Source organism: Bacillus sp. Cr_A10 (assembly GCF_029222665.1).
Lineage (GTDB): Bacteria > Bacillota > Bacilli > Bacillales_A > Planococcaceae > Psychrobacillus.
Genome location: NZ_JARHXR010000008.1, coordinates 187,302 through 209,348, shown reverse-complemented (window position 1 = coordinate 209,348; position 22,047 = coordinate 187,302). Strand labels below are relative to the sequence as shown.

24 protein-coding genes and 1 pseudogene are annotated in these 22,047 nt (G+C 34.6%); 8 read left to right on the top strand and 17 right to left on the bottom strand.

Translation table 11 applies throughout. The features are described from left to right. Window positions 1-7 precede the first annotated feature (7 nt). From P2Q73_RS06720 to P2Q73_RS06710, 3 genes are read right to left on the bottom strand one after another with little or no spacing between them, the layout of a single operon-like run. Entirely contained in the window at window positions 8-1,846 is a 1,839-nt protein-coding gene (locus P2Q73_RS06720; protein WP_275785102.1) for a ligand-binding sensor domain-containing protein, read from the bottom strand. 44 nt (window positions 1,847-1,890) lie between these two features. Next, window positions 1,891-3,126: a DegT/DnrJ/EryC1/StrS family aminotransferase gene (locus tag P2Q73_RS06715; protein ID WP_275785099.1), complete on the bottom strand. Its 1,236-nt coding sequence runs from the start codon at window positions 3,124-3,126 to the stop codon at window positions 1,891-1,893. Between the two features lie 15 nt (window positions 3,127-3,141). Continuing rightward, window positions 3,142-4,842 (bottom strand): polysaccharide deacetylase family protein, encoded by a 1,701-nt coding sequence (locus P2Q73_RS06710; protein ID WP_275785097.1) that lies wholly within the window; start codon window positions 4,840-4,842, stop codon window positions 3,142-3,144. Between the two features lie 441 nt (window positions 4,843-5,283). Here P2Q73_RS06710 and P2Q73_RS06705 point away from each other — a divergent pair. After that, window positions 5,284-5,859: pseudogene (locus tag P2Q73_RS06705) on the top strand (transposase); the annotation flags it as partial. Between the two features lie 107 nt (window positions 5,860-5,966). Here P2Q73_RS06705 and P2Q73_RS06700 read toward each other — a convergent pair. From P2Q73_RS06700 to P2Q73_RS06685, 4 genes are all read right to left on the bottom strand, one after another. Then, entirely contained in the window at window positions 5,967-6,650 is a 684-nt protein-coding gene (locus tag P2Q73_RS06700; protein ID WP_275785187.1) for an HAD family hydrolase, read from the bottom strand. Between the two features lie 38 nt (window positions 6,651-6,688). Beyond that, a complete protein-coding gene (locus P2Q73_RS06695; RefSeq protein WP_275785095.1) occupies window positions 6,689-6,811 on the bottom strand; it encodes a hypothetical protein in 123 nt (40 codons plus the stop codon). Between the two features lie 212 nt (window positions 6,812-7,023). Further along, entirely contained in the window at window positions 7,024-7,275 is a 252-nt protein-coding gene (locus P2Q73_RS06690; RefSeq protein ID WP_053589860.1) for a YqkE family protein, read from the bottom strand. 18 nt (window positions 7,276-7,293) lie between these two features. Further along, window positions 7,294-8,475, bottom strand: coding sequence for an acetyl-CoA C-acetyltransferase (locus P2Q73_RS06685; RefSeq protein WP_053589861.1), 1,182 nt, complete (start codon window positions 8,473-8,475; stop codon window positions 7,294-7,296). A gap of 84 nt (window positions 8,476-8,559) precedes the next feature. Here P2Q73_RS06685 and P2Q73_RS06680 point away from each other — a divergent pair, with 84 nt between their 5' ends. Continuing rightward, window positions 8,560-9,456: a hydroxymethylglutaryl-CoA lyase gene (locus P2Q73_RS06680; protein WP_056829394.1), complete on the top strand. Its 897-nt coding sequence runs from the start codon at window positions 8,560-8,562 to the stop codon at window positions 9,454-9,456. A gap of 11 nt (window positions 9,457-9,467) precedes the next feature. Continuing rightward, window positions 9,468-10,397: an alpha/beta hydrolase gene (locus tag P2Q73_RS06675; RefSeq protein WP_275785089.1), complete on the top strand. Its 930-nt coding sequence runs from the start codon at window positions 9,468-9,470 to the stop codon at window positions 10,395-10,397. A gap of 21 nt (window positions 10,398-10,418) precedes the next feature. Here the strand turns inward: P2Q73_RS06675 and P2Q73_RS06670 are convergent, their stop codons facing one another. From P2Q73_RS06670 to yneA, 5 genes are all read right to left on the bottom strand, one after another. Further along, on the bottom strand, window positions 10,419-10,640 hold the full coding sequence (locus tag P2Q73_RS06670) for a YneF family protein (protein WP_053589864.1): 222 nt from the start codon (window positions 10,638-10,640) through the stop codon (window positions 10,419-10,421). Between the two features lie 219 nt (window positions 10,641-10,859). After that, window positions 10,860-12,860 (bottom strand): transketolase, encoded by a 2,001-nt coding sequence (gene tkt / locus P2Q73_RS06665; protein WP_275785085.1) that lies wholly within the window; start codon window positions 12,858-12,860, stop codon window positions 10,860-10,862. A gap of 85 nt (window positions 12,861-12,945) precedes the next feature. Next, window positions 12,946-13,179: a DUF896 domain-containing protein gene (locus P2Q73_RS06660; protein ID WP_053589866.1), complete on the bottom strand. Its 234-nt coding sequence runs from the start codon at window positions 13,177-13,179 to the stop codon at window positions 12,946-12,948. A 65-nt stretch (window positions 13,180-13,244) separates the two neighbouring features. Further along, window positions 13,245-13,892 (bottom strand): YneB family resolvase-like protein, encoded by a 648-nt coding sequence (locus P2Q73_RS06655; RefSeq protein WP_053589867.1) that lies wholly within the window; start codon window positions 13,890-13,892, stop codon window positions 13,245-13,247. Next, window positions 13,889-14,206, bottom strand: a complete 318-nt coding sequence (gene yneA, locus P2Q73_RS06650) for a cell division suppressor protein YneA (RefSeq protein WP_053589868.1) — start codon at window positions 14,204-14,206, stop codon at window positions 13,889-13,891. Before yneA ends, P2Q73_RS06655 begins: the two co-directional genes overlap by 4 nt. 167 nt (window positions 14,207-14,373) lie before the next feature. Between yneA and lexA the strand changes: the two genes are divergently transcribed. The 3 genes from lexA (at window position 14,374) to P2Q73_RS06635 (ending at window position 16,358) form a co-directional block, all read left to right on the top strand. Then, window positions 14,374-14,994, top strand: a complete 621-nt coding sequence (gene lexA, locus P2Q73_RS06645; protein ID WP_053589869.1) for a transcriptional repressor LexA — start codon at window positions 14,374-14,376, stop codon at window positions 14,992-14,994. A gap of 901 nt (window positions 14,995-15,895) precedes the next feature. Next, window positions 15,896-16,087: a hypothetical protein gene (locus P2Q73_RS06640; RefSeq protein WP_056829388.1), complete on the top strand. Its 192-nt coding sequence runs from the start codon at window positions 15,896-15,898 to the stop codon at window positions 16,085-16,087. Between the two features lie 112 nt (window positions 16,088-16,199). Then, the gene (locus P2Q73_RS06635; RefSeq protein WP_156316778.1) at window positions 16,200-16,358 is read left to right on the top strand and encodes a hypothetical protein; all 159 of its coding nucleotides are present in this window, start codon (window positions 16,200-16,202) and stop codon (window positions 16,356-16,358) included. 272 nt (window positions 16,359-16,630) lie between these two features. Here the strand turns inward: P2Q73_RS06635 and P2Q73_RS06630 are convergent, their stop codons facing one another. From P2Q73_RS06630 to P2Q73_RS06620, 3 genes are all read right to left on the bottom strand, one after another. After that, complete coding sequence (locus P2Q73_RS06630; protein ID WP_275785079.1) at window positions 16,631-17,461, bottom strand: STAS domain-containing protein; 831 nt, start codon at window positions 17,459-17,461, stop codon at window positions 16,631-16,633. Between the two features lie 358 nt (window positions 17,462-17,819). After that, window positions 17,820-18,476: an alpha/beta hydrolase gene (locus tag P2Q73_RS06625; RefSeq protein WP_275785077.1), complete on the bottom strand. Its 657-nt coding sequence runs from the start codon at window positions 18,474-18,476 to the stop codon at window positions 17,820-17,822. Window positions 18,477-18,575: 99 nt separating this feature from the next. Continuing rightward, window positions 18,576-18,965 carry a VOC family protein gene (locus P2Q73_RS06620; RefSeq protein ID WP_275785074.1) on the bottom strand — a complete coding sequence of 130 codons (390 nt, stop codon included), beginning with the start codon at window positions 18,963-18,965 and terminating at the stop codon, window positions 18,576-18,578. A 472-nt stretch (window positions 18,966-19,437) separates the two neighbouring features. On the opposite strand from P2Q73_RS06620, the gene P2Q73_RS06615 reads away from it, so the two are divergent. Beyond that, window positions 19,438-19,599 (top strand): YjcZ family sporulation protein, encoded by a 162-nt coding sequence (locus tag P2Q73_RS06615; RefSeq protein ID WP_082355217.1) that lies wholly within the window; start codon window positions 19,438-19,440, stop codon window positions 19,597-19,599. Window positions 19,600-19,891: 292 nt separating this feature from the next. Continuing rightward, the gene (locus P2Q73_RS06610) at window positions 19,892-20,095 is read left to right on the top strand and encodes a tyrosine-type recombinase/integrase (protein ID WP_275785184.1); all 204 of its coding nucleotides are present in this window, start codon (window positions 19,892-19,894) and stop codon (window positions 20,093-20,095) included. A 90-nt stretch (window positions 20,096-20,185) separates the two neighbouring features. On the opposite strand, the gene glnA is transcribed toward P2Q73_RS06610, so the two are convergent. Both glnA and P2Q73_RS06600 read right to left on the bottom strand, forming a co-directional pair. After that, window positions 20,186-21,520, bottom strand: coding sequence for a type I glutamate--ammonia ligase (glnA, locus tag P2Q73_RS06605; RefSeq protein WP_053589886.1), 1,335 nt, complete (start codon window positions 21,518-21,520; stop codon window positions 20,186-20,188). Between the two features lie 41 nt (window positions 21,521-21,561). Then, window positions 21,562-21,945 (bottom strand): MerR family transcriptional regulator, encoded by a 384-nt coding sequence (locus P2Q73_RS06600; RefSeq protein ID WP_056829377.1) that lies wholly within the window; start codon window positions 21,943-21,945, stop codon window positions 21,562-21,564. Between the last annotated feature and the right edge of the window lie 102 nt (window positions 21,946-22,047).

Sequence of the window (22,047 nt, the reverse complement as noted above, 5' to 3'; positions counted from 1 at the left end):
CAACTATTTATTTCTCTGTCTGAATACTGCATAAATGACTTCCACTACCGTAAAAAATTTGTTTATTAAAAAAGACGATCCCACTACTGGCTTCCCGTACCAATCTTTGGACTACTTTCGGTTCATAAACCTTCTCTTTACTAATCTCAATTTTAAGCAATGTTTTACTTAAGAGACAAAAGAGTGTTTTAGAAGTTATATCATATACAAATCCTTCTCTAATTACATTCCCCCAGCTAGATAAGTCTTGTTGATAAAGTATTTCTTGTTGATAGGGATTACACACAAAATAAACACTCTGATCTGTTAGACAATGAGCACGGTCGAATGAATCCACATAAATCAAGGAAATTTCTCTTGCACCTTTTATAGGAGTAAATTTATGTTTCACTACTTTAGACTTCCAATCTAAAACATATAAGCAACCTTCCTTTTCTCTTAACTGAGCTCCACCTGGTGTCTCAATACTTGTTCCCCCAAGGATTTCTCCTGAGCTTAATTCAGCAAGGCTGACAGTACTTTGGTTGACCACAACATTTTCATGCGTAATCAATTGGTTTTTTTCTGTTTCTATATGATAGATGCCCAACGCACCCCCAACCATTCCATATCCAGGGAATCCTCCCCAAATGATATGTTGCCTATCACTTAGTGCAATTGCACAACGTGGTCGATGAATTTTCTCTTCCTGTAACACTAACTTAGGGTTATCTTTATATATGAATGCCTTTGATGTATCAAACACATATAGCTTACCTCCTGCATAGGCAACCCCAATAAGCAAACTTCCATTGGAAGCATATGCACAAATATTCCCTCCTCCGCCTTTCTCGATTATTTGACCACCAAAATTGGTAGTCTTACCTGTTGAGATATCAAATCGAAAAAATTGCAACGGATGCATAGAGGTGCCATAAATATGTCCATCTGGACCAAAACATATTGTAGATAAAATTGCTCCATCCGAAAAATATGTGAATGTTATTGTTTTTGATTCTCCAGTTTCTTTATGAATCATACGAACGATACGTTCCGACAGACTGTATAAAATGACTTGATAATTTGTTTCAAGATTACGGTGAATTTTTTGAAAGCCTGTTCCAGAGAAGGAGGATGGAGATAATTCGTTACTGTCTATATATTGGAATTCTCCATCAGAAAATTTCATCCAACGTGAGGAATAATTCACATCCTTTAAGTCAGAAGCGTCCGTATGTCCATAAACTTTTCCGTCTTCTCCCAAGTAGACATAACCTGCTCCCTTTTGCCTCTGTGAATCCGGGATTAAATTTTTCTTATAGCCTTTCTCAAGATGAAAGGCAACGATATTTTTATTTTCTGTTCCAATCCCTATATACGCCCAGCCCATTTGATCAATCGCTAAACTACCTGGATATTTTTCTGATGAATCCATAGAGCCAAAATCAACAATTTCTTTTGTTTTAGGATGATAACAGAGTAAATGACAGTGCGGATATGAAGTGAAGTAAATATTCCCAACCTTATCCTCTCCAAAGCTAAAACCTAGAATTTCTTCTCCATTTTTTATGACTCTATAATATACAAAGCGCTCTAGAAAAGGATCCAATACCATGAACATTGTTCCAGCGCCTGTATAAAATAACCCATTACTGCTAAACGATGAGAAAGGATACTCTAGGTTGTTATCAGGAAAAAATACTTGTTTTGAATAACCGTTTTCAGGATTAATTATTAGGACAAATCCTTTTGCAGCAATAACAAATCTAATTTCTCTATCTACATTAATGCACATCGCAGCAGTTCTTTCTTCTTCTGCAGAAACAGGGATTCCATAGTCAGTAAAATGTGAATTAGCTTTATGCACTTTGGCTCTCCTTTCGCAAACTACTCTTTCCTTCTAGTTTCATTTTACAAAACATAATAGGAAGCAACTTTATTTACAGCTGCAATCATATCTTCAATATCTTGATTGGTATAAAATTCACTAATATTTAATCGAATTGCTGTCTCAAGTATACGCTCGGCGTTGGGACAGCTACCAATAGAGTAGTCATACGTAGCAGTTTCAAACGGAAAGTGGCTATTTAGATATGCTTGTTTTTTTTGAAATAAAGGTTGTGCATATAAGACTTTAGGAATATATCCCGGCTGATTAGGGATTCCTTCAGCAGATAGAGCTTCTGAAAATTCTTCTCTCGAGCAGGATAAATGTTCCGTGTTTAAGGTCAACATATAAAACCAATAGCTACACCAACCCCCATTAGTAATTCTCATCGGGTTAATTCCATTTATAGCACTTAGACCGTGATTTAACTTTTCCCCTAACTCATTTCGTCTTGTACAGATCCAGTTAAGCTTTCTTAACTGTGCAATACCTACGGCACCTTGTAACTCTGTCATACGGTAGTTCGGCGCTAGGTACTCTAACTCCTTTAAGACGGACGTTTCTTGTCTGTGATAATTTTTATCAGCAAATGCATGAGTAGTGAAATAATCCGACTCTGAGCCTGAGTTAACAATCACAATTCCTCCGTCTCCAGTAGAAATGTGCTTAAAATCATTTGTACTAAAGCACCCATAGTCACCAATTGTGCCAGTTAAACGCCCTTTATATGTCGTAAGATAACTTTGTGCACAATCTTCAATGACTTTGAGATTATACCTTTTCGCAAGTTCCATGATGGGGTCCATATCGCATGGGTTGCCAGCCAAATGAACTACAATGATTGCCTTTGTTCTCGGAGTTATTTTTTCTTCAATTGTTTCAGCGGTCATTGTATAGCTATAGGGATTCAAATCAGCAAACACAGGTATTGCATTTTGGTAAAGAACTCCGATTACCGTCCCTTGATCTGTAATTGGACTTGTTATAACCTCATCCCCAACTGAAACTCCAGCAGCACCAAGGGCTACATGAAGCGCTGCAGTACCAGAGGATGTAGCGACACTATATTCAACTCCGTATAAATCATTAAAATCATTCAGAAATTGTTTAACCTTATTTCCAAAATGATAAAATAATGTATTTTGCTCAAGAGCTTCCAACAACTCACTTGCCTCATCAAGTCCAAAACGTTGGCCAGTACCAAAAGGAGTTGTTTTCACCTTTGATCCACCTTTTAAAGCCAGAATATTTTCCCCCATAATAAGTCCCCCAAATTAGGCTTCTTTCAGAATCTCAGCTGTTTTTGAGACCTGTTTACAATTAAACCCAAATCTTTGTACTATCTCCAAATTATTTGTATCTAAGTTTTGATTTTTGGATAATGGAACTAGGATTACAAAGTCATTTCTATCCATTGATCCAGTTAATTCAATTTCTCCTGATTCACTTATGCCTGTTATAGATAATTTTCGACGTTCCCTTTCCCAATCATTGATTTGCCGGCTGGTCCAAAACGTAAAATCCTGATCTTTGGCAGTAGTTATTAATTCTAGAATTGCTTCACGTACTTTCGGCTGGTTGTAAATATGAAACTGATGGAAAAGAAAATGAGCCACTCCGTTTACCCTTTTTACACCATCTAAGAATGGCTGAATTACACTAACGTCTGAAAGCGTATTATGATTTAAATCTTGCGTTAAAAAACCAATTTCCAAAACGTCATAGAAACGATTCTTTTCATCCGACCATGATATTGGAAAATAAGGATGGCAGGTTCCGAACAAAAAGCCAATATTCCCTTTTTTGCTAGGGCCTCTTGATTGATCTACTTGTATCCCATTTTTTTCACACCACGCAAATAAATCTCCCCAGCCTTCGTAACGCGTATAATGATTTTTATTTGAAATAATGTCTTCAGTATCTGCTGCTTTTTTTATCCACTTTAATTGTGATGTAAAGGCATCCTCTGACCAAACTCCATCTTCCTGTTCTAGTGCATTATAATGTAAAGCAATTTCATGTCCATCTCTTTTAATCTGTTCATAGATCAAAGAGCTATATCCTGGCGCTATCATACACCAAGTTGATTGGACATTTTCAGATTTTAGGGTATCTAATGTTATTTCAGCTGATTCATCGACATTTAAATCACTGTCATGGGATATCATAGCCACATATTTCACATCAGAAGGCCACAGATCTAAAAATGGAAGTGTCAATCCTTTTTCCATAACACATTTTAATAGATGCTCAACAATAACTTCTTTCCACAAGTCAGCATAAGGGTGTGGGAAATAAAGCATCCCTGTTTCTGAATAAGTTCTGTCTAAAACCCAGTCTAATTCAAAACCGTCTTCCGCCTTTAAAATATTTTCGTCTAGGTTTGCCGAACCATCAGGAGCTGGTATTCCATCTTCAATCACATGTTGAGTACCTTGTTGCAACCCAACTATTGTACTTGGAATGGAAACTGCCCAACGCTCTATTATCCCTTCACCATATTTAATCCGTTGTAATGCAGTTGCTTCTTGCCCATTCTTTGTCTCATTGATCAAACCCATTTCAATTACTTTCAAACGGTTATGTTCATTCTTCCAAGGATCCGCATGAAGAAAACGCAATGGAACACTTTGATTTAGAAAGCTAGACAAATGAGCATATCCTTTAATAGGCTCTAAATTCTTAGAAAAACCTAATAATTCTCTAGCACTTTCCAATCCACCATATGAAATTACTGTTCCTCCAGCATGAACATATTCTAATATTTTTGAAGTAGTATTTATGCTTACTTGACACTGAGCTATCATCAAAACATCAAATGTTTCATATTCTCCCAAAATATCAATTTTTTCATATGGTAGTCTGAAATGATCAAGAATTTCAAATAAATATTTCTCAAAAATATTCTGTCCTTTTGACCATCGTAACTCCGCTTCTTCTTCATCAAAAACGATTCCCAGTTTAGCCATTTTCATATTAACATCACCTCTCAGAACATATAATACATGTATACAACATGTATTTATAACCTTTTATTAAATAGTAGTATAAATACAATTATTAATCAATTAATTTTTTGAAAATTTTATAAATTCTATTTTAATGGTTTTATCCAAGGTAAAGGTATTTTTTTTATACATACAAAGGACATCAGACTGTAGACAAACTCAAAGAAATTTGAAATTGTCTATAGTCTATTTTTATTTACAATACATAGTAAGAAATCGTCGATTTCCGTTTCAGGCGCTACGCTTTCCACGGGCACGGCCTCAGCCTTCTCCCTCGCTACACTCAGTCCGGGTGCTTCGGCTCGTGCTGTTCCCGTAGGAGTCTTCGCGCCTTCCACTCCAATCGACTAGTGTTGGCTTATATAAAAAGTGTTGATTTTCTAAATTTCTAAGATGTTAAGGTGTTGAATGATGTCTGAAAACCAAATCAATGAACGTGAACAACTTGAAATGCTAACGGCAGCTTGTACCGAAGGCACATTTGGTCCGTAAATTAGATGCCGCGATTGATTTCCATTTCATTTATCCATTAGTAGAACATCTTTACTCTGCTACTGGGCGACCAATTATTGATCCTGTTGTGTTATTTAAAATGACGTTTATTCAATATACATTTGGAATCCGTTCGATGCGCCAAACAATAAAAGAGATTGAAACGAATATGGCGTATCACTGGTTTTTAGGATTTGGTTTTCATACAGAAATACCGCACTTCTCAACCTTCGGTAAGAACTACGAACGTCGTTTTCAAGAGACCGACATCTTTGAACATATCGCATCTTAAAAGAGATTATGGACCGTGGTCTATTATCAGAAGACCATGTATTCATTGATTCAACTCATGTGAAGGCGAGTGCTATTAAACGCAAGTATGGCAAGAAGATCGCAAGGAAAGAAACACGTGCCTACGAGGAAAAGCTTCAAGAAGAGCTGAATCTATATTGTGAAGAAAACGGAAAAAAGCCGTTTCACCCGGAGAAGTACGTGATGAAATGAAGGAAATCAAGGTGAGAGACGAACTCTCGGGGTACTTTTTCTACAGCTGGACATGTATTCATTCTTAAAACGAATTGAATAATTTGCAAATGATATTATTTTCCTTTACATAGATTTGTTCTTACCTCTTCAATAATAGAAGGAAGTTCAGCTAAATCATTTACATATAGTTCTGTTACAAATGTATCCCATTGATAGTCTTTCTTCCAAATGCTAATCATACCAGCGTTTCTAGATGCTATGACATCATTTTCCGGATGGTCACCAACAAATATACTTTCGTTCGGATTTACTTGGAGTTTTTTTAATGCTCTTTCAAATATCTCTGGATCTGGTTTTTTAATTCCTTCCCATTCAGACACGAGGATAGCCTTGAAATACTTTTCTATGCCCAATGCCTTCAAATTATTCATCTGAAAGTCCCCAAATCCATTCGTAATCATTCCTAAAACTAAATTATTTTTTTTGAGTTTTTCCAGCATGCTTAATACATTAGGAAATGGAACACAATGATTCGGAAATTGAGAAATATAATCTTGTAATAAGTACTGCCAGTCAATTCCCTCTATCTCTAGCTCTCTCACTAATTGTTGATAGACCTTATCTTTCCATACATAACCCCTGCAATCTAACTCAATAAATCTTTTCGTATATGTATCTTTTGGAATATTGCCTACCCATTTTTTAAACCGCTCGTATTGATCGTCAATAAAATTCTTTACCGATTCATCACGGTTTAACAACGTTCCATCAAGATCAAAAATGATTGCCTTAATCATTTGTACTTCCCCTTTCTTTTCTTTTTCTATCCTCATACTTAAGGAGTTCCACCTCTACCTCTAAATCGTTGAATCTTTTCTCTAAGTTTTTTTTTTGAAATTGTGGCTTCAAACATTGCTCCAGCTGCAACTGCAAAAACTATCCATACGATAAAAGTCATATAGTTCCCCTTTACTAATGATAGATTATAATATTTTTAGTTAATTTAATTTATATTACCACTATAGAGGAACTATTGGTTAAAAGAGGGTATAAAAGATAAGCATCGTTTCCTCCACCTTACATTCTACCTTTTATGCACTTGTCAATTCACAGGACCACAATCATAAAAATAAATAAAAGACCTATCCGCCGAAGCGAATAGGTCTTCTATTAAAACTTTGAACCGCTGTCCCCATACTCATCTAGTAATTCTGCAAATGATTTGTTCTTCTCTCTTTGCTTTTTTTCAAATGCAAGCATTGCTTGTCGTTCTTCCTCTTTTTCTTGCTCTTCTGCCACTAATTGTTTCTTTGTTTCTTTTAGTTTAGCAAGCACATCAGAGGAAAGTTGATCAAACAAACCATTTCCTTCTTCTTTTTGAACAGCTGGCTTAACAGGCTGTCTTTGTTTTTTCTTTGCCAAATGTTTCACCTTCTTTTATTAACGCTTAATAATTGTAGCTACCCCTTGTCCTCCACCGATACAAAGTGTCGCTAATCCAGTTTTTGCATCCTTTTTCTCCATTTCATGAAGTAAAGAAACAAAAATTCTTGCTCCACTTGCTCCGATTGGATGGCCTAAAGCTATAGCACCACCATTAACGTTTAGTTTATCATGATCAAATGAAAGCTCTCTATCTACAGCAATCGACTGTGCAGCAAAGGCTTCATTTGCTTCAATTAAATCGATATCCGCTAGTGAAAGGTTTGATTTTTTTAGAACCTTTTTCACTGCTTCCACTGGACCAATACCCATAACACTTGGATCTACCCCAGCAGATGCATTTGCAACAATCGTAGCTAATGGTTTTATGCCCAATTCGTCTGCTTTTGCTTTAGACATAACAACTACCGCTGCTGCACCATCATTTATTCCGGAAGCATTTCCTGCCGTTACAGAACCATCCTTTTTAAAAGCTGGGCGTAAAGTACTTAATTTTTCTTGAGTGGACCCTTTTTTCGGATATTCATCGGTATCAAATATGATTGAATCTCCTTTTCGTTGAGGAATTTCTACTGGAACAATCTCATCCACAAATTTTCCTTCTTCAATTGCTTTTGCTGCACGAGCTTGGGAACGTGCAGAAAATGAATCTTGCTCTTCTCTTGTAATATTGAATTGGTCACAAAGATTTTCAGCTGTTATTCCCATATGATAATCGTTAAATGCACACCACAAACCATCAGAAATCATACTGTCTACAACTTTTTGATCTCCCATTCGGAAACCGTCTCTAGCATTTTTTAATAGATAAGGAGCTTGGCTCATATTTTCCATTCCACCTGCTACTATTATATCTGCATCTCCTGCGATAATAGCTTGAGATGCTAGATGGATTGCTTTAAGACCTGAACCACATACTTTGTTTATTGTTAATGCTGAAACAGCAACTGGTAATCCTGCTTGAATCGAAGCTTGTCTTGCTGGATTTTGTCCTAAGCCCGCTTGTAGGACATTTCCCATGATAACTTCATCTACAGAATCCTTAGCGATCCCTGCTTTTTCTAACGCTTTTTCAATAACAATAGCACCTAATTTTGTTGCAGGTATATCTTTCAGTGCCCCTTGGAAAGATCCGATTGCTGTCCTAACAGCACTTACAATAACTACTTCGTTTGTCACAGTTAAACTCCTCCTCTTAATCCCCTAAAATAAAATTTGCTTGTTTAACCATCCATTCCTTACAATATAGATGGAGGGATGATTATGTTCAGTTTACCAAAAAAAGTGACAATTATCGAGGTCGGTCCGAGAGATGGATTACAGAACGAAAAAAATGAAGTACCAACTGAAGTTAAATTAGAGTTTATCGAGAAACTTCAAAAAGCTGGTGTAAAGGAAATGGAGCTCACATCATTTGTATCACCAAAATGGGTTCCACAAATGAAGGATGCAAAAGAAATAGTAGGAAATACTACTAAATTTGGAAGGCAATTTGTTTTAACACCTAATGAAAAAGGAATTGAACTCGCAAAACAAGCGGGGGCAAATAATTTTGCGGTATTTGTAGGGGTATCAAATACATTTAATAAAAAAAATATCAATAAAACGACCGAAGAGAGTATGATCGGACTCAAACCGCTTGTGGAAGTTCTAGTTAATGAGGGTCATTTTGTACGTGCTTGCATTTCCACTGCTTTTTATTGTCCATATGAAGGATTAATTGACCCCAATAAAACTATCGAGTTATGTAGAGAATTTGTTTCTTGGGGAGTAAATGAATTAAGTGTTGCAGACACAATAGGTATGGCTAATCCAAAAGAAAGTTATATACTGTTTGAACGACTGAAAAGAGAATTTCCTGAAACACTTATCACTGCACATTTCCATGATACACGAAAAATGGGTATAGCTAATATATTTGCTGCACTCCAAGCAGGGGTTGATCGTTTTGATAGTTCAGCTGGTGGTTTAGGCGGATGTCCATTTGCGCCGGGTGCTACGGGAAATGTAGCAACTGAGGATGTCGTGAATATGCTACATCAAATGGATATTGAAACGGATATTAACCTTGATTTATTAATTGAAGCTGTTGATTCAGTTGCTCCTTTTGTGTCTAGACCAATTGAGACCGGTATGTATAAACTAGTTAAAAGCAAATAGGGGTTGATGCAATGAAAAAACGTGTAATCATATGGACGAGTTTGTTAACTAGTATTTTAACAGCTACTGCCACTGTTTTTGGTTATTTTGTCACTAATAAACTAATGTATATGAAGAAAAAAGAAGATGACTTTATACTCAATAGGGAGATAACATCAAAACGATTAGACGAAGCTTGGTTTCGTGCTGTGAATAAAACAGAGAAGTGGATTGAATCGATAAATGGATATTCGCTTAAAGCTATTTTTGTAGAACCGCTTCAAACAAATAATTACGTAATTATATGTCATGGAGTAACAGAAAATAAAATTAATTCTCTTCGTTTTGTTCGCATGTTCGAACGATTAGGATTTAACAGTGTCGTTTATGATCATCGTAGGCATGGAGATTCTGGTGGAAAAACAACAAGTTTTGGATTTTATGAAAAAATTGATTTGCAATCTATTGTAGAAGCAGTAAGAGAACGTGCTGGAGAAAATGCAATCATAGGGATACACGGAGAATCAATGGGTGCTGCGACTATGATACTATATGCAGGCTCCATAATAGATGATGCTGATTTCTATATTTCCGATTGTTCTTTTTCAAATTTTGAAGAACAAGTTCTTCATATTATGCGACAAACAACCCCTCTTCGATCCAGCTTAGCTATTCGCTTCGCTAACTTATTTTTAAAAATGCGGGATGGTTATACATTAAATCTTGTATCTCCGATCGATGTGGTGGATCAAATAGAGAAACCGGTGTTGTTTATTCATAGTTTAGAGGATGATTTTATTCTTCCGGTAATGACAGAAGAATTGTACGAAAAGAAAAAAGGTCCTAAGTCATTAAAGCTTTTTGATATTGGGGCACATGCAAAATCTTTCAATGAAAATAGCGAGGAGTACGAACAAGTTGTTGCGGACTTTTTACAACAAAATAATTTATTAAACAAATAAAAAGCACTCCATTGAGTGCTTTTATTTGTTTTGCATTTTATTCATTTGATTCATCATTTGTTTTACTTGTTTCTCAGAAGGCTTGCGACCCATTTGTGCCATCATCATACGAAGCATTTGTTCATTAATAGGTGGATTTTCTTTTAAATATTTCATCATATATTGACGTGCAGCATAAAAGCCTATTGCAGCTCCAGCAATTAATGCAACGATTACAATAACAATCCAAATCCAAGTTTGCATACTTTCTCCTCCTTTACGTTCTTGTCTACGTGTACAAGACACCACTGAAAATTATACTATAGATTCTTTATCCAGACTATATAAATTCAAAAAAAGTAATTTAGACTAAATATAACTTCTTCCAGTGAGATTAACTTTCTAGAATTGTTTATCCTACAAAGATAAAAAGCAATTCGAATACTTTACGATGTAAGTATTCGAATTGCTTTAAAGTATCTATTACTTTTCAAGCAAGTTTTTCATTTTGGAAACGACATTCTCAACCGAGAAACCATATTCTTTCATAACGATTTCGCCCGGAGCACTTGCGCCAAATTTATCAATCGCTATTACATCTCCCTCAAATCCAACATATCGATGCCAACCAAGAGATGCTCCCATTTCAATAGCGAGGCGTTTAGTTAAATGTGAAGGTAATACAGATTTTTTATATTCACTGTCCTGTTGCTCAAATAAGTCCCATGAAGGCATAGACACAACCGAAACTTGTATTCCATCCTTCGCAAGAACCTCTTGCGCTTCAATGGCAAGGCTAACTTCTGATCCAGTAGCAAGTAAGATAGCTTCCGCTTGTTCATTAGGAGAAATTACATAGGCACCTCTAGAAACACCCTCACTCGCTTTCTCCACAGAACCCTTAAGTGTTGGTAGATTCTGTCTTGAAAGAACAAGAATTGTTGGCTTGTTTTTAGAAGATACTGCAAGCTTCCATGCTTCTTTCGCTTCATTTGCATCAGCTGGACGAATGACAGATAATCCTGGCATTGCTCGTAAAGATGCTAAATGTTCAACTGGCTCATGTGTCGGACCATCTTCCCCAACAGCGATACTGTCATGAGTGAACACATATGTTACAGGAAGTCCCATAAGAGCAGATAATCGAATTGCAGGTCTTACATAATCACTGAACACAAAGAAAGTACCACCAAATACATGGAGTCCACCATGTAATGCCATTCCATTTAGAGCAGCACCCATTGCAAATTCACGAACACCAAACCAAATGTTCTTACCTTCGTAATTTAGTGGAGAAAAATCTCCAGCATTTTTAATTGTCGTTTTATTGGAGCCAGCTAAGTCCGCGCTTCCTCCAAAGAAGGAAGGTAAATTTTGAGCTATTGCATTAATTGCATCACCAGATGCTGAACGAGTTGCATGAGATGAGCCTTCCTCATATACTTTCATAGCTTCATCAAAGTTCTCAGGTAATTCCCCATTTATCGCACGTTTTAATGTATCTGCAAGTTCAGGAAATTCATTAGAGTAAGCATGGAACTTTTCATTCCAAGCACTTTCTTGTTCAACACCTAATCGTTTTGACGCTTCTTTAAACGTTTCGTATACTTCATCTGGTACATGGAAGTCCGCCTCAAACGACCATTTATAAGATGCTTTCGCTAATAATGTTTCGTCTTTACCTAATGGCATACCATGAGCATCTGATTTACCCGCTCTATTTGGTGAACCAAACCCTATTACTGTTTTAACTTCAATAAGTGTTGGTTTATCATTTTGCGCTTTAGCTTTTTCAATTGCTGCAGATATCTCTTCTAAATCATTACCATCTTTTACAAAAATATAATTCCATCCGTAAGATTCAAAACGTTTCTCTACTTTTTCTGAGAAAGATTTATTCAAATCTCCATCTAAAGAAATATCATTACTATCATAAAGAACAATTAATTTACTTAATTGCAAATGTCCAGCAAGTGAAATCGCTTCTGCTGCTACACCTTCCATTAAATCTCCATCTCCGCAAAGAGCATACGTGTAATGATCTACCACTTCATAATTTGGTTTATTATAAGAAGCTGCTAAATGAGCCTCTGCCATTGCCATTCCAACAGCCATTCCGATACCTTGTCCAAGAGGTCCTGTTGTTGCTTCTACCCCTGCTGTGTGACCAAACTCTGGATGTCCTGGAGTTTTAGAATTCCACTGTCTAAAGTTTTTAATCTCTTCCATAGGAAGATCATATCCACCAAGGTGTAATAGACTATACAGAAGCATAGAACCATGACCCGCCGATAAAACAAATCGATCACGATTGAACCAATTAGGATTATTTGGGTTATGTCGTAAATGCTTTGTCCAAAGCGTGTAAGCCATTGGAGCTGCTCCCATTGGTAAACCTGGATGACCAGAATTCGCTTTATCTATAGCATCAATTGATAAAGTACGAATGGTATTAATTGCAAGTAAATCTGATTGAAGTGACATATTTGACATCCTCTCAAGCTAATTTTTTCTATATCTATAGTTTAGACAACAATCTTTGCATTATCAATGGTTTCTTAATGATTGATTAATTCAGAAATTTTCCTTTTTTAGCTTGTTGCACCTTAAGTGGTGTCACATCATTACCTGCAGGATCCACAATTTTCACACTTTCAATTGTATCTCTCATTGTTGCACGAAATGTCTCTAAATATTCTTTTCTTAATGAACTTTGTTCTTTTGCTTCCTCAACAGATAATCCAGAAGACTTTGATTTTCTAGATAGTTCACCAATTCTTGCTAGTTTTTCCTTACTAAGCATAACAATCACCCTTTATATTTTATTCTTATATAAAGGTAAGGAAAAAACACACAGAGTGCAAGCCTTTACCCTCCATGTGTTTCAATAAATTCAATATATCGTCTATGTACTGTTGCTTTACTTATATCAAAACCTAAACCTTTTAATGTGGAAGCAATTTCTTCAAACGTCAACCCAGCATTACGCAATCTTACGATTTCATCAACTGGGACTTCAATTCGTTCTCTACCTTCTTGATTTCCTCGCATCTTTAAATTCTTTTCTGGACGGAACCCTTGCGATACTGCACGTTTCATTCCACGCTTTATTTTAGCATTATGCAATTTCCGTTGATATTCTTCAACTAGAGCCAAAATTTCTAAAAGCATAGAGTCCATTTCATTTAAATTTAATACTCCTTTATCTTGAAGTGTAAAGACAGAAGTATTTGTTTTTTGAAGTAAATGTAAAACTGCCATCCTTCCATTGCCACGACCTATTCGAGTCTCATCTTGAACAAATACAGCTTTTATTTCTTCTTCTTTAATAAAGGACAATAAATCAAGTAACCCTTCTCTTTCCATATCGTAACCACTATGCTGATCTGTAAATATTCTTGCTATCTCATACCCTTGAGCAAGTGCAAAGCCGGTTAGCTCTTCCTCTTGTCTTACTAGAGACGATTCCTGTGTCTCTTTTTCAGTACTAACTCGACAATATATTACCGCTTTCATTCACTATCCCCTGCTAACTCTGTGGAATTATCCAAATGAAAATGTTCCGTTTCATTCGGAATTATTAATACATCTCCTGCTTTTATATGTGCGGAATGTAAATTATTTAAATTCATTACTTCATTGATCCATGCATCTCTTGATTTTTCGGATTGAAACTTATCAGCAAGCGCCCACAATGAATCACCTGGTTCTACTTTTATTTTATATTCTTCTTCAGCAACTTGAGAGTTTATAATAACAATTGATAAGATGAAAGTTACGCTTAATCCTAAAAATAAAGTAAGAAAATAATTTTTTGCTAACAATTTCATTTAAATTACCCCTTTTATAGAATGTTTGTTCGGTATGTATGTTCTTATATTAAAACGAACACATGTTTTTGTCAACAACTTTTAGAACCTATGTTTGCATTTCATTATATAGGCTGATATACTATAAATAAGAAAAAACAGTTCTATAATAAAAAGAGGTGAAGGTATTGAAGAAAGCATCTAAACGACAAGAAGATATATTAGCATTCATAAAAGAAGAAGTGCGAAAAAAAGGATATCCACCTTCCGTACGTGAAATAGGTGAAGCGGTTGGACTCGCTTCTAGCTCTACAGTACACGGTCATTTAGCAAGATTAGAAAGCAAAGGATTGATAAGAAGAGATCCTACAAAACCTCGTGCCATCGAAATTCTTGATGGTACAAGCGCTACTATAGAAAGACAAGGTGTTGTTCATGTACCGTTAGTTGGTAAAGTAACAGCGGGACTTCCAATAACAGCAATTGAAAATGTTGAAGAATTCTTCCCTCTTCCTGAAACGTTTGGTACATCTGACGATCATTTGTTTATGCTTGAAATTATGGGTGACAGTATGATTGAAGCAGGCATATTAAATGGAGATTATGTTGTAGTAAAACAACAACAATCTGCTAATAATGGTGAAATTGTAGTTGCAATGACAGAGGACGATGAAGCAACTGTAAAACGTTTTTTCAAAGAAAAATCTTTTTTCAGGTTACAACCTGAAAACTCCTCAATGGATCCAATTATCGTCAACTCAGTAACAATACTAGGAAAAGTTGTAGGTGTTTATCGTCACATTCAATAGATTCATGGTTGACTTGACAGATAGAGTTATAATCCGTATGATTACGTAGAGCCGATATCATATCTAAACAAAAAGTGGACATTTTTGTTTAGATCATCGAAAAAACTCCTTGACCTCATGGTCGAGGGGTTTTTGTCATTTTAAAAATAATATAATCTCGGATACATAATTCTATTAATATGTGTTTGTCTATAGTTTTATTCTAGTAAGTACTATTATTTCATTTGTAAAGACTTCATCTAAAGGAGTAGTTTCCGGAATAATGTATATAAACACCTTGTTAGTTACACTTTCAATAATAAATTTAACACTCAGAAAATCTCTCTGAGCGTTATTATATTCAAAATAAATAAATGTATATTTTAAATTTAATAATCATTAATATAACAATAACTAGCAAAGCCAAAGTCTCAAGCGATTTATCGGTTTATAAGTACAGCTTCAGTAAACCACAGATCTTGTAAAACTTTAACCGACTGATACTTACTAATGGACTTCTATCGTTACCAAAGTCTATTCCTTTGTTTGATTCAACAGTGATTGAATGCATAAGAGAAGGACTAATGTAAGTCTATTAAGTTAATATATTTTTCTTTTTTCATTTTTTCTAACAATAATTAGACATAAAAAAATAGTCTCACTCTATTATGAGTGAGACCATATCTGACAATCTTTTAAGTCAAATATATATGAGAAAAATGAAGGGAGATCACATTTGTTTCTCTATATTTATATACCCCAATTTAAAAAGATAAAACTAGATTTTTTCTAAATGTAATTTTCAAAAAATAAAAGGAGTAAAATTAAAAATATAGGGTACATTTAAGTTAGTTCATATTTCACTTAATACCTAACTCTAAGATTTCTTTACAGAAAAGAGAGCTTGGTGGGAGGTGATTAATTGAAAAAAGTCTATGGTATTAAAAGCTTAGTAGAGTATCTTGATTCAGTAAATTTTCCAATGTCTGAATCAAAAATTAATGATTTAATATTAAAAAAAGAGATACCTCATCAAAAACCTCTTTCCACTATGCTTGTTTTTAATCTAGAACATATTGATTGGTGGATTGAAGAACAGCGATTAAAGCCATAGTACTACGCCCTACATTATGTAGGGCACATAACTTTAATATTTACTATTTCTTTTTCCTTAAAAATAGTTCATAATGAGGGTGTAAAAGAAGCTTTAAAAGGAGAAATGTCTTATGATTTTCATCAAGAATGAGCTAAATTATTTGTTAGAGGATTATAGAAATTGTGAAAATTCTTCTATTAAAGAACTAATACTACAAGATATTAATCTTTTAAAAGAAGCTTTGGCTATTTTACAACAAAATGAACAAGATTCCTATCCTATAAATTAATACTAACTTATTAAAAACAATACAATCTTAGCATCTTTGATTAAATAATGCTCCATATCTTTCCTCACAAATAACTCAGAGTTTTTTTATAGATAATTTTAATCCTCTAATATACAACTTCGCAGCATATACATTTATGCAGTAAATAACATACATCTCTTTTCGATTTAAAGTGTTAGGTGAAAAAATTTTCTACATAATTGTTATAAAGAACTGTTATTTAACATTTTATTTAAAACAAAAAAGAGCCCTCCAATAGAGCTCTGTTATATTTATTTATGTTTTCTCATAGCTTGTTCTATCGTAGAATGTGTATCTATATTGGAAAAGTCTATCCCGAGTTGTACAGTTGTTTGAGCAATACTTGGTCGTAACCCAGATAGGCTTGATGTAACTCCAATCAACTTTAATGCATCAATCATATGAAATAGTTGCTGTGCAACCATTGTATCCACTACTGGAACACCAGATAAATCAATATACAAATGGCGGATGTGAGAATCAGCACATTGCTTTAACACCTGCTCTAGCATCACCTTTGCCCTGTTCGTATCAATCTCTCCTACTAACGGCAATACTGCTGTCTTATTAACCAATTCGATAATTGGTGCACTTAGTTCCATTATCATTTCTTGATGAGCAATTAAACGACTTTCTGTTTGTCTAATAAATTCATTACTAAATTTTAGTATGACTCCATTAATCGTTTCAATAATTGCACTATGACATTTAAAAATTTGTTTAATTGTAAGTTCTTCTGGATACTGTTCAACAAATTCTTCTATTAATTCTAAATATAAGTATTGCTGACGAAAGAATTCCCCGATTATCTCAGTTAAAGGAGTCTTCTGATGCCCTTCATCTTCTACGACAGTTTCCACAAAATCATCAAAGATTTCTAAGAATTCTTCACTTGGCTCATTAAATAAATAAACAAACTTTTCTTGAAATCTATGATTCTGTTTTTTAAGCTTATCTATTTCTTCTGGATTTAAGGTACCGTATATTCCTTTTTGATCTTTATTAAGTGTTGCATACCAACGCTCTGTTATTAACCATGTTCTTTCACGAAGAAAGTCATATAATAATTTATTGCGAATCATTCCGTTCCTCCTACTTTATTATTGCTATGTACTCAAGTATAGCAAATGCATAAGAGTTTGTAATAATTTAATAATCTAAAAAAATAAGAGTTTCATCTTTCCAAAAGAACCGCCATCCTATGAATGTGTACTATTAAATTTTGTGCTGTTCCAGTTAATAATTAGCTAGCTCCCTACCTTCTCCACTCGCTTTAGTGGAAGCTTATCTTCTATGCTGTATCGATTAGAATTCCAGTAAATAGCTAGTTTTTATCCAAAGACAATAATATGGAATAGTTTAATAAAATTAATAAACTTTAAAAGCAGTGCAAGCAATAATTGTTTGCACCGCTTTTCTGTAATGCAGAATAAAAAGTACTTAAAAGTCTTCAGATAAAAATTTATCTATGTCTATAATTATATTTTTTAGAACATCTATCGAGTTAATAATATCATCGTTATAGTCTAGGCTATGATTAACACCAGAAATTAATTGTGACGTTAAATTTTTGTTTTGTATCAATCTATCATATAACTCTTCCTTATAAACTTGATCTTTATCCCCAATTATACAAAACCCTTTGCTTCCAATATTAACTATAGTTTCTAAGACTTCGTCTAAATTTAATAACGGGGTTAACCAAATTGCTTTTGCTTCCTTAAACTTTTCTCTTCGTAATTCTGAGCTCATAGCTATTGTTCCTAAGGATTTCCCAATAAAATAAAAATTTGTGTATGAGTTAGTTTCTAAAACAGTATCTATAACTAACCTTGAATCCATTTTTACTGCTTTAATTATCTCTTCTTTGTTAAAGTCACTATAAAAATCTGTGTTATAAGAATAATTGACTTCTAAAATATCTTTATTGTTATTAAAAATAATTCCACTTATATAATGAAAAACTGGACTATTTACTGTGTATCCTGAACCTGGTAGTAAGATGTATAAGTCCTGAGAGTCTTCTTTTTTACCGTATAATTTATACGGAATTTTAAACCCTTTATACCCCTCTATACTCTCTTTTATAATTTTCATCTTATAAACCCCCTCCTTCATGCCCCCCTGCAAACATTGTTCTCTTTATGAAATACACTTATTTTATTTTTTTAATAATTGAAATGTCGTAATAAGTTTTTATTCTTTTACAAAACCATGTACTCTAATTAAATTATTCTCTAAATCACTTAAATAAAATTCATAGTAGTTAAAAATAGGATTTTGAATCTCTTCTACCCGCACTCCTTTTTCCTTAAAAATCCGATAGGTCTCAAATATATCATCGCTTTGTAAGTCCAGTGCAGCGCTTTTGGGCAACTTATTCTTCTCACTTGCTTTAAAACGATTACTGATTGCAAGTTTAGTGTGTTCATTTAGAGAAAAGAAGTAAGCGACATCAATATTGCTAGTTGGTTTAGTCCCTAAAAGGTCTGAATACCATTCAACCGCACTAAGTAAATCCTCTACAAAATGCCATATAACTACATTTCCATTTATACCATTACTTTGAATAGATGTTTTTGTCATACATTCCTATCCCCCATTAAAATATTCATTTTATAAAATATTCTCTATGACATTATGAAATACCTTTCATAGTTAATCAAAAGAATCTTATATTGAAAGACTAAAAATCCAAACACAAATAACTTAAACCAAAAATAAGAACAGACATATACTAAAAAAATGCGCTTAAAGCACTGATAAACCTATTTAGAAAGGATGTAAGTATTAGTTCGAAAATGGATTACACTTCATTAAATTACTCTTAGTTATCTTTCATAGCAAATTTTTAGATTTTTGTATTCAACCAATTCTAAGATCTTTTTTAAGATATCCATTTTAATTTGGGCACAATCTTGTGCCATCTCGAAGGAAGCCCCTCCAGTCACCCTCCAGTTAGTTCAGAAAAATTAGTTCTTCTAACTAAGCAAAAGAACCAGTCGGTGAAAAATGAATTACATAGGATGAACTATCTAACAAACGGGAGGTGTTTGAAATGGGTTATGATTGTTATCCATGTTACGGGTACGGGTATGGACCTGAGTATAATAGACCTTATGGTTCAGGATTCGCTTTAATTGTTGTTTTATTTATTCTATTGATTATCATTGGCGCAAGTTTCGTAAACCATGGTAGATATGGTGGCGACGATTGCTAACAACATCCTTATAAAAATCATTCATTAGAGACAGGTTTCTTTTACCTGTCTTTTCATTATTTATTCCACCCCACCTTCACTACACCTACAGGATTCTCTGAAAGGTATTTACGAACCGTCAACGTTTTAAGGTATGAATTTTTTTGGGATATTTTTCAAACCATTAATTGAAAGACGTATTAGTAAAGGTGAAGATGCTTCTTAAAAATGGACAGACTTTGTCCAAAAGATAGTCAACCATGCCAAAGACTTTTCAGTTTAAGTCCTACTAACGAATTTTAGAAGAGCAGACATAAAACCTTTACCAACCCACTCATTACGACATACGTATGTAGTTTTACTAATGGAAGCCAAAGCGGATATTAAGTATATTCAAAAACAACTGGGACATGTTAGATTTCTAATAACCGTTGATGTATACGCTTATATTTCTAATAAAACAAAAAAGAAAAACACCGAACGAGTCGACTCACGACTGAACGATGTTTTCAAATAATATTTTTATAGCTTTTTATTGGGGTGAAATTGGGGTGTTCCTTTTTAAAACACCCCATAAATCAAGTCCATAAACCCCGCTAAATCAATCTTAGTACATCTTCAAGTATTGTTCACGTTCCCAAGGATGTACAGTTGTACGGAACATATCCCACTCGATTTCTTTTGCTTCTACGAAGTTAGCGTAAATATGTTCGCCAAGTGCTCCGCGGATTATTTCGTTTTTACCAAGCTCTTGAATAGCAGCGTGAAGAGTAGGTGGTAAGTTGTGAATACCATTTTCTATGCGTTCTTCTTCTGTCATAACATAAATATTACGATCTACTGCAGGTGGTGGTGTCATTTTGTTTTTGATACCATCTAAACCAGCTTGAAGAATAACTGCCATTGCTAAATATGGATTTGCTGCAGGATCTACTGAACGAACTTCGATACGAGTGCTCAATCCTCTAGATGATGGAATTCGAATCAACGGGCTACGATTTTGACCAGACCAAGCTACGTAACATGGTGCTTCGTATCCAGGTACTAGACGTTTATATGAGTTTACAGTAGGATTCGTAATAGCAGTAAAGCTTTGAACATGTTTTAATACGCCTGCCATAAATTGCATGGACGTTTCACTCATTTTCAATTCTGCTGAATCATCGAAGAATGCATTTTCTTTTCCTTTAAATAAAGAAACGTTAAAGTGCATTCCTGAACCATTAACACCGAAAAGTGGTTTTGGCATGAATGTCGCATGCAAACCATGTTTACGAGCAATCGTTTTAACTACTAATTTAAATGTTTGAATATTGTCGCAAGCTGTAACTGCATCAGCATATTTAAAATCGATTTCATGTTGTCCTGGAGCTACTTCATGGTGAGATGCTTCAATTTCAAAGCCCATTTCTTCAAGTTCTAACACGATATCACGACGGCAGTTTTCTCCAAGATCAACTGGTGCTAAGTCAAAATAACCACCATGGTCATTAAGTTCAAGAGTTGGCTCCCCTTGAGCGTCAAGTTTAAATAAGAAGAATTCTGGCTCAGGTCCTAAGTTGAAGCTTGTGAATCCTAATTCTTCCATTTCTTTCAATACGCGTTTCAAATTACTACGTGGATCGCCGGCAAATGGTGTACCATCCGCTTTATTAACATCACAGATTAGACGAGCAACTTTCCCTTTCCCAGTAATCCAAGGGAATACTACCCATGTATCTAAATCTGGAACTAAATACATATCAGATTCTTCAATTCGAACAAATCCTTCAATAGAAGATCCGTCAAACATCATTTTATTATCGAGAGCTTTATCGAGCTGACTCACTGGAATTTCAACATTTTTAATCGTACCTAGTATGTCTGTAAACTGAAGACGAATAAAATTCACCTCGTGTTCTTGAACGAACTTTTTAATATCCTCTTTTGTATACTTGCCCATTTTTTCACTCTCCTAAAAAGTTAATATATATGAACCTCGTTCTATCGAAAGAAACGAGATAGGTCCCCTTGTCTTAAAGATGCACGTTGTTGCCTTTGAGCAAGCTGCATCTCTTCTTTAACAATTGCACGTAATTCTTTGTCCGAAATTACTTGTCGTACTTCTTTCGAAGCAGCTGGATTCTTTTTCATTTCAAAAATTTGCTTAATACCAGCAATATTCACTCCTGTTTTGAGCAAATCTTTAATTTCTAATAATACATCAATGTCATCTAACGAAAACATTCGCTGCTTACCTTCTGTACGTGCAGGGTGAACAAGTTCCTGCTCTTCATAATATCTAATTTGTCTTGCTGTTAATCCTGTTAACTGCATGACTATATTCATGGATAGCAGTGGCATAGAACGTCTCCATTCCTTTTCCATCGCTGCACCTCCTAGTAGGTTATAAAAATAGTATATGTGATGTTAGCTTACATGTCAACATCATGTCAGAAAAACTTACATTTATTTTTATCTTAATGAATA

Bases quoted from the DNA above. Each gene is read 5' to 3' on its own strand.
- P2Q73_RS06715 (WP_275785099.1), bottom strand. From the start codon at position 3,126: ATGGGGGAAAATATTCTGGCTTTAAAAGGTGGATCAAAGGTGAAAACA.
- P2Q73_RS06710 (WP_275785097.1), bottom strand. From the start codon at position 4,842: ATGAAAATGGCTAAACTGGGAATCGTTTTTGATGAAGAAGAAGCGGAG.
- P2Q73_RS06700 (WP_275785187.1), bottom strand. From the start codon at position 6,650: ATGATTAAGGCAATCATTTTTGATCTTGATGGAACGTTGTTAAACCGT.
- P2Q73_RS06695 (WP_275785095.1), bottom strand. From the start codon at position 6,811: ATGACTTTTATCGTATGGATAGTTTTTGCAGTTGCAGCTGGAGCAATG.
- P2Q73_RS06680 (WP_056829394.1), top strand. From the start codon at position 8,560: ATGTTCAGTTTACCAAAAAAAGTGACAATTATCGAGGTCGGTCCGAGA.
- P2Q73_RS06675 (WP_275785089.1), top strand. From the start codon at position 9,468: ATGAAAAAACGTGTAATCATATGGACGAGTTTGTTAACTAGTATTTTA.
- P2Q73_RS06670 (WP_053589864.1), bottom strand. From the start codon at position 10,640: ATGCAAACTTGGATTTGGATTGTTATTGTAATCGTTGCATTAATTGCT.
- tkt (WP_275785085.1), bottom strand. From the start codon at position 12,860: ATGTCACTTCAATCAGATTTACTTGCAATTAATACCATTCGTACTTTA.
- P2Q73_RS06660 (WP_053589866.1), bottom strand. From the start codon at position 13,179: ATGCTTAGTAAGGAAAAACTAGCAAGAATTGGTGAACTATCTAGAAAA.
- P2Q73_RS06655 (WP_053589867.1), bottom strand. From the start codon at position 13,892: ATGAAAGCGGTAATATATTGTCGAGTTAGTACTGAAAAAGAGACACAG.
- yneA (WP_053589868.1), bottom strand. From the start codon at position 14,206: ATGAAATTGTTAGCAAAAAATTATTTTCTTACTTTATTTTTAGGATTA.
- P2Q73_RS06635 (WP_156316778.1), top strand. From the start codon at position 16,200: ATGATTTTCATCAAGAATGAGCTAAATTATTTGTTAGAGGATTATAGA.
- P2Q73_RS06630 (WP_275785079.1), bottom strand. From the start codon at position 17,461: ATGATTCGCAATAAATTATTATATGACTTTCTTCGTGAAAGAACATGG.
- P2Q73_RS06625 (WP_275785077.1), bottom strand. From the start codon at position 18,476: ATGAAAATTATAAAAGAGAGTATAGAGGGGTATAAAGGGTTTAAAATT.
- P2Q73_RS06620 (WP_275785074.1), bottom strand. From the start codon at position 18,965: ATGACAAAAACATCTATTCAAAGTAATGGTATAAATGGAAATGTAGTT.
- P2Q73_RS06615 (WP_082355217.1), top strand. From the start codon at position 19,438: ATGGGTTATGATTGTTATCCATGTTACGGGTACGGGTATGGACCTGAG.
- glnA (WP_053589886.1), bottom strand. From the start codon at position 21,520: ATGGGCAAGTATACAAAAGAGGATATTAAAAAGTTCGTTCAAGAACAC.
- P2Q73_RS06600 (WP_056829377.1), bottom strand. From the start codon at position 21,945: ATGGAAAAGGAATGGAGACGTTCTATGCCACTGCTATCCATGAATATA.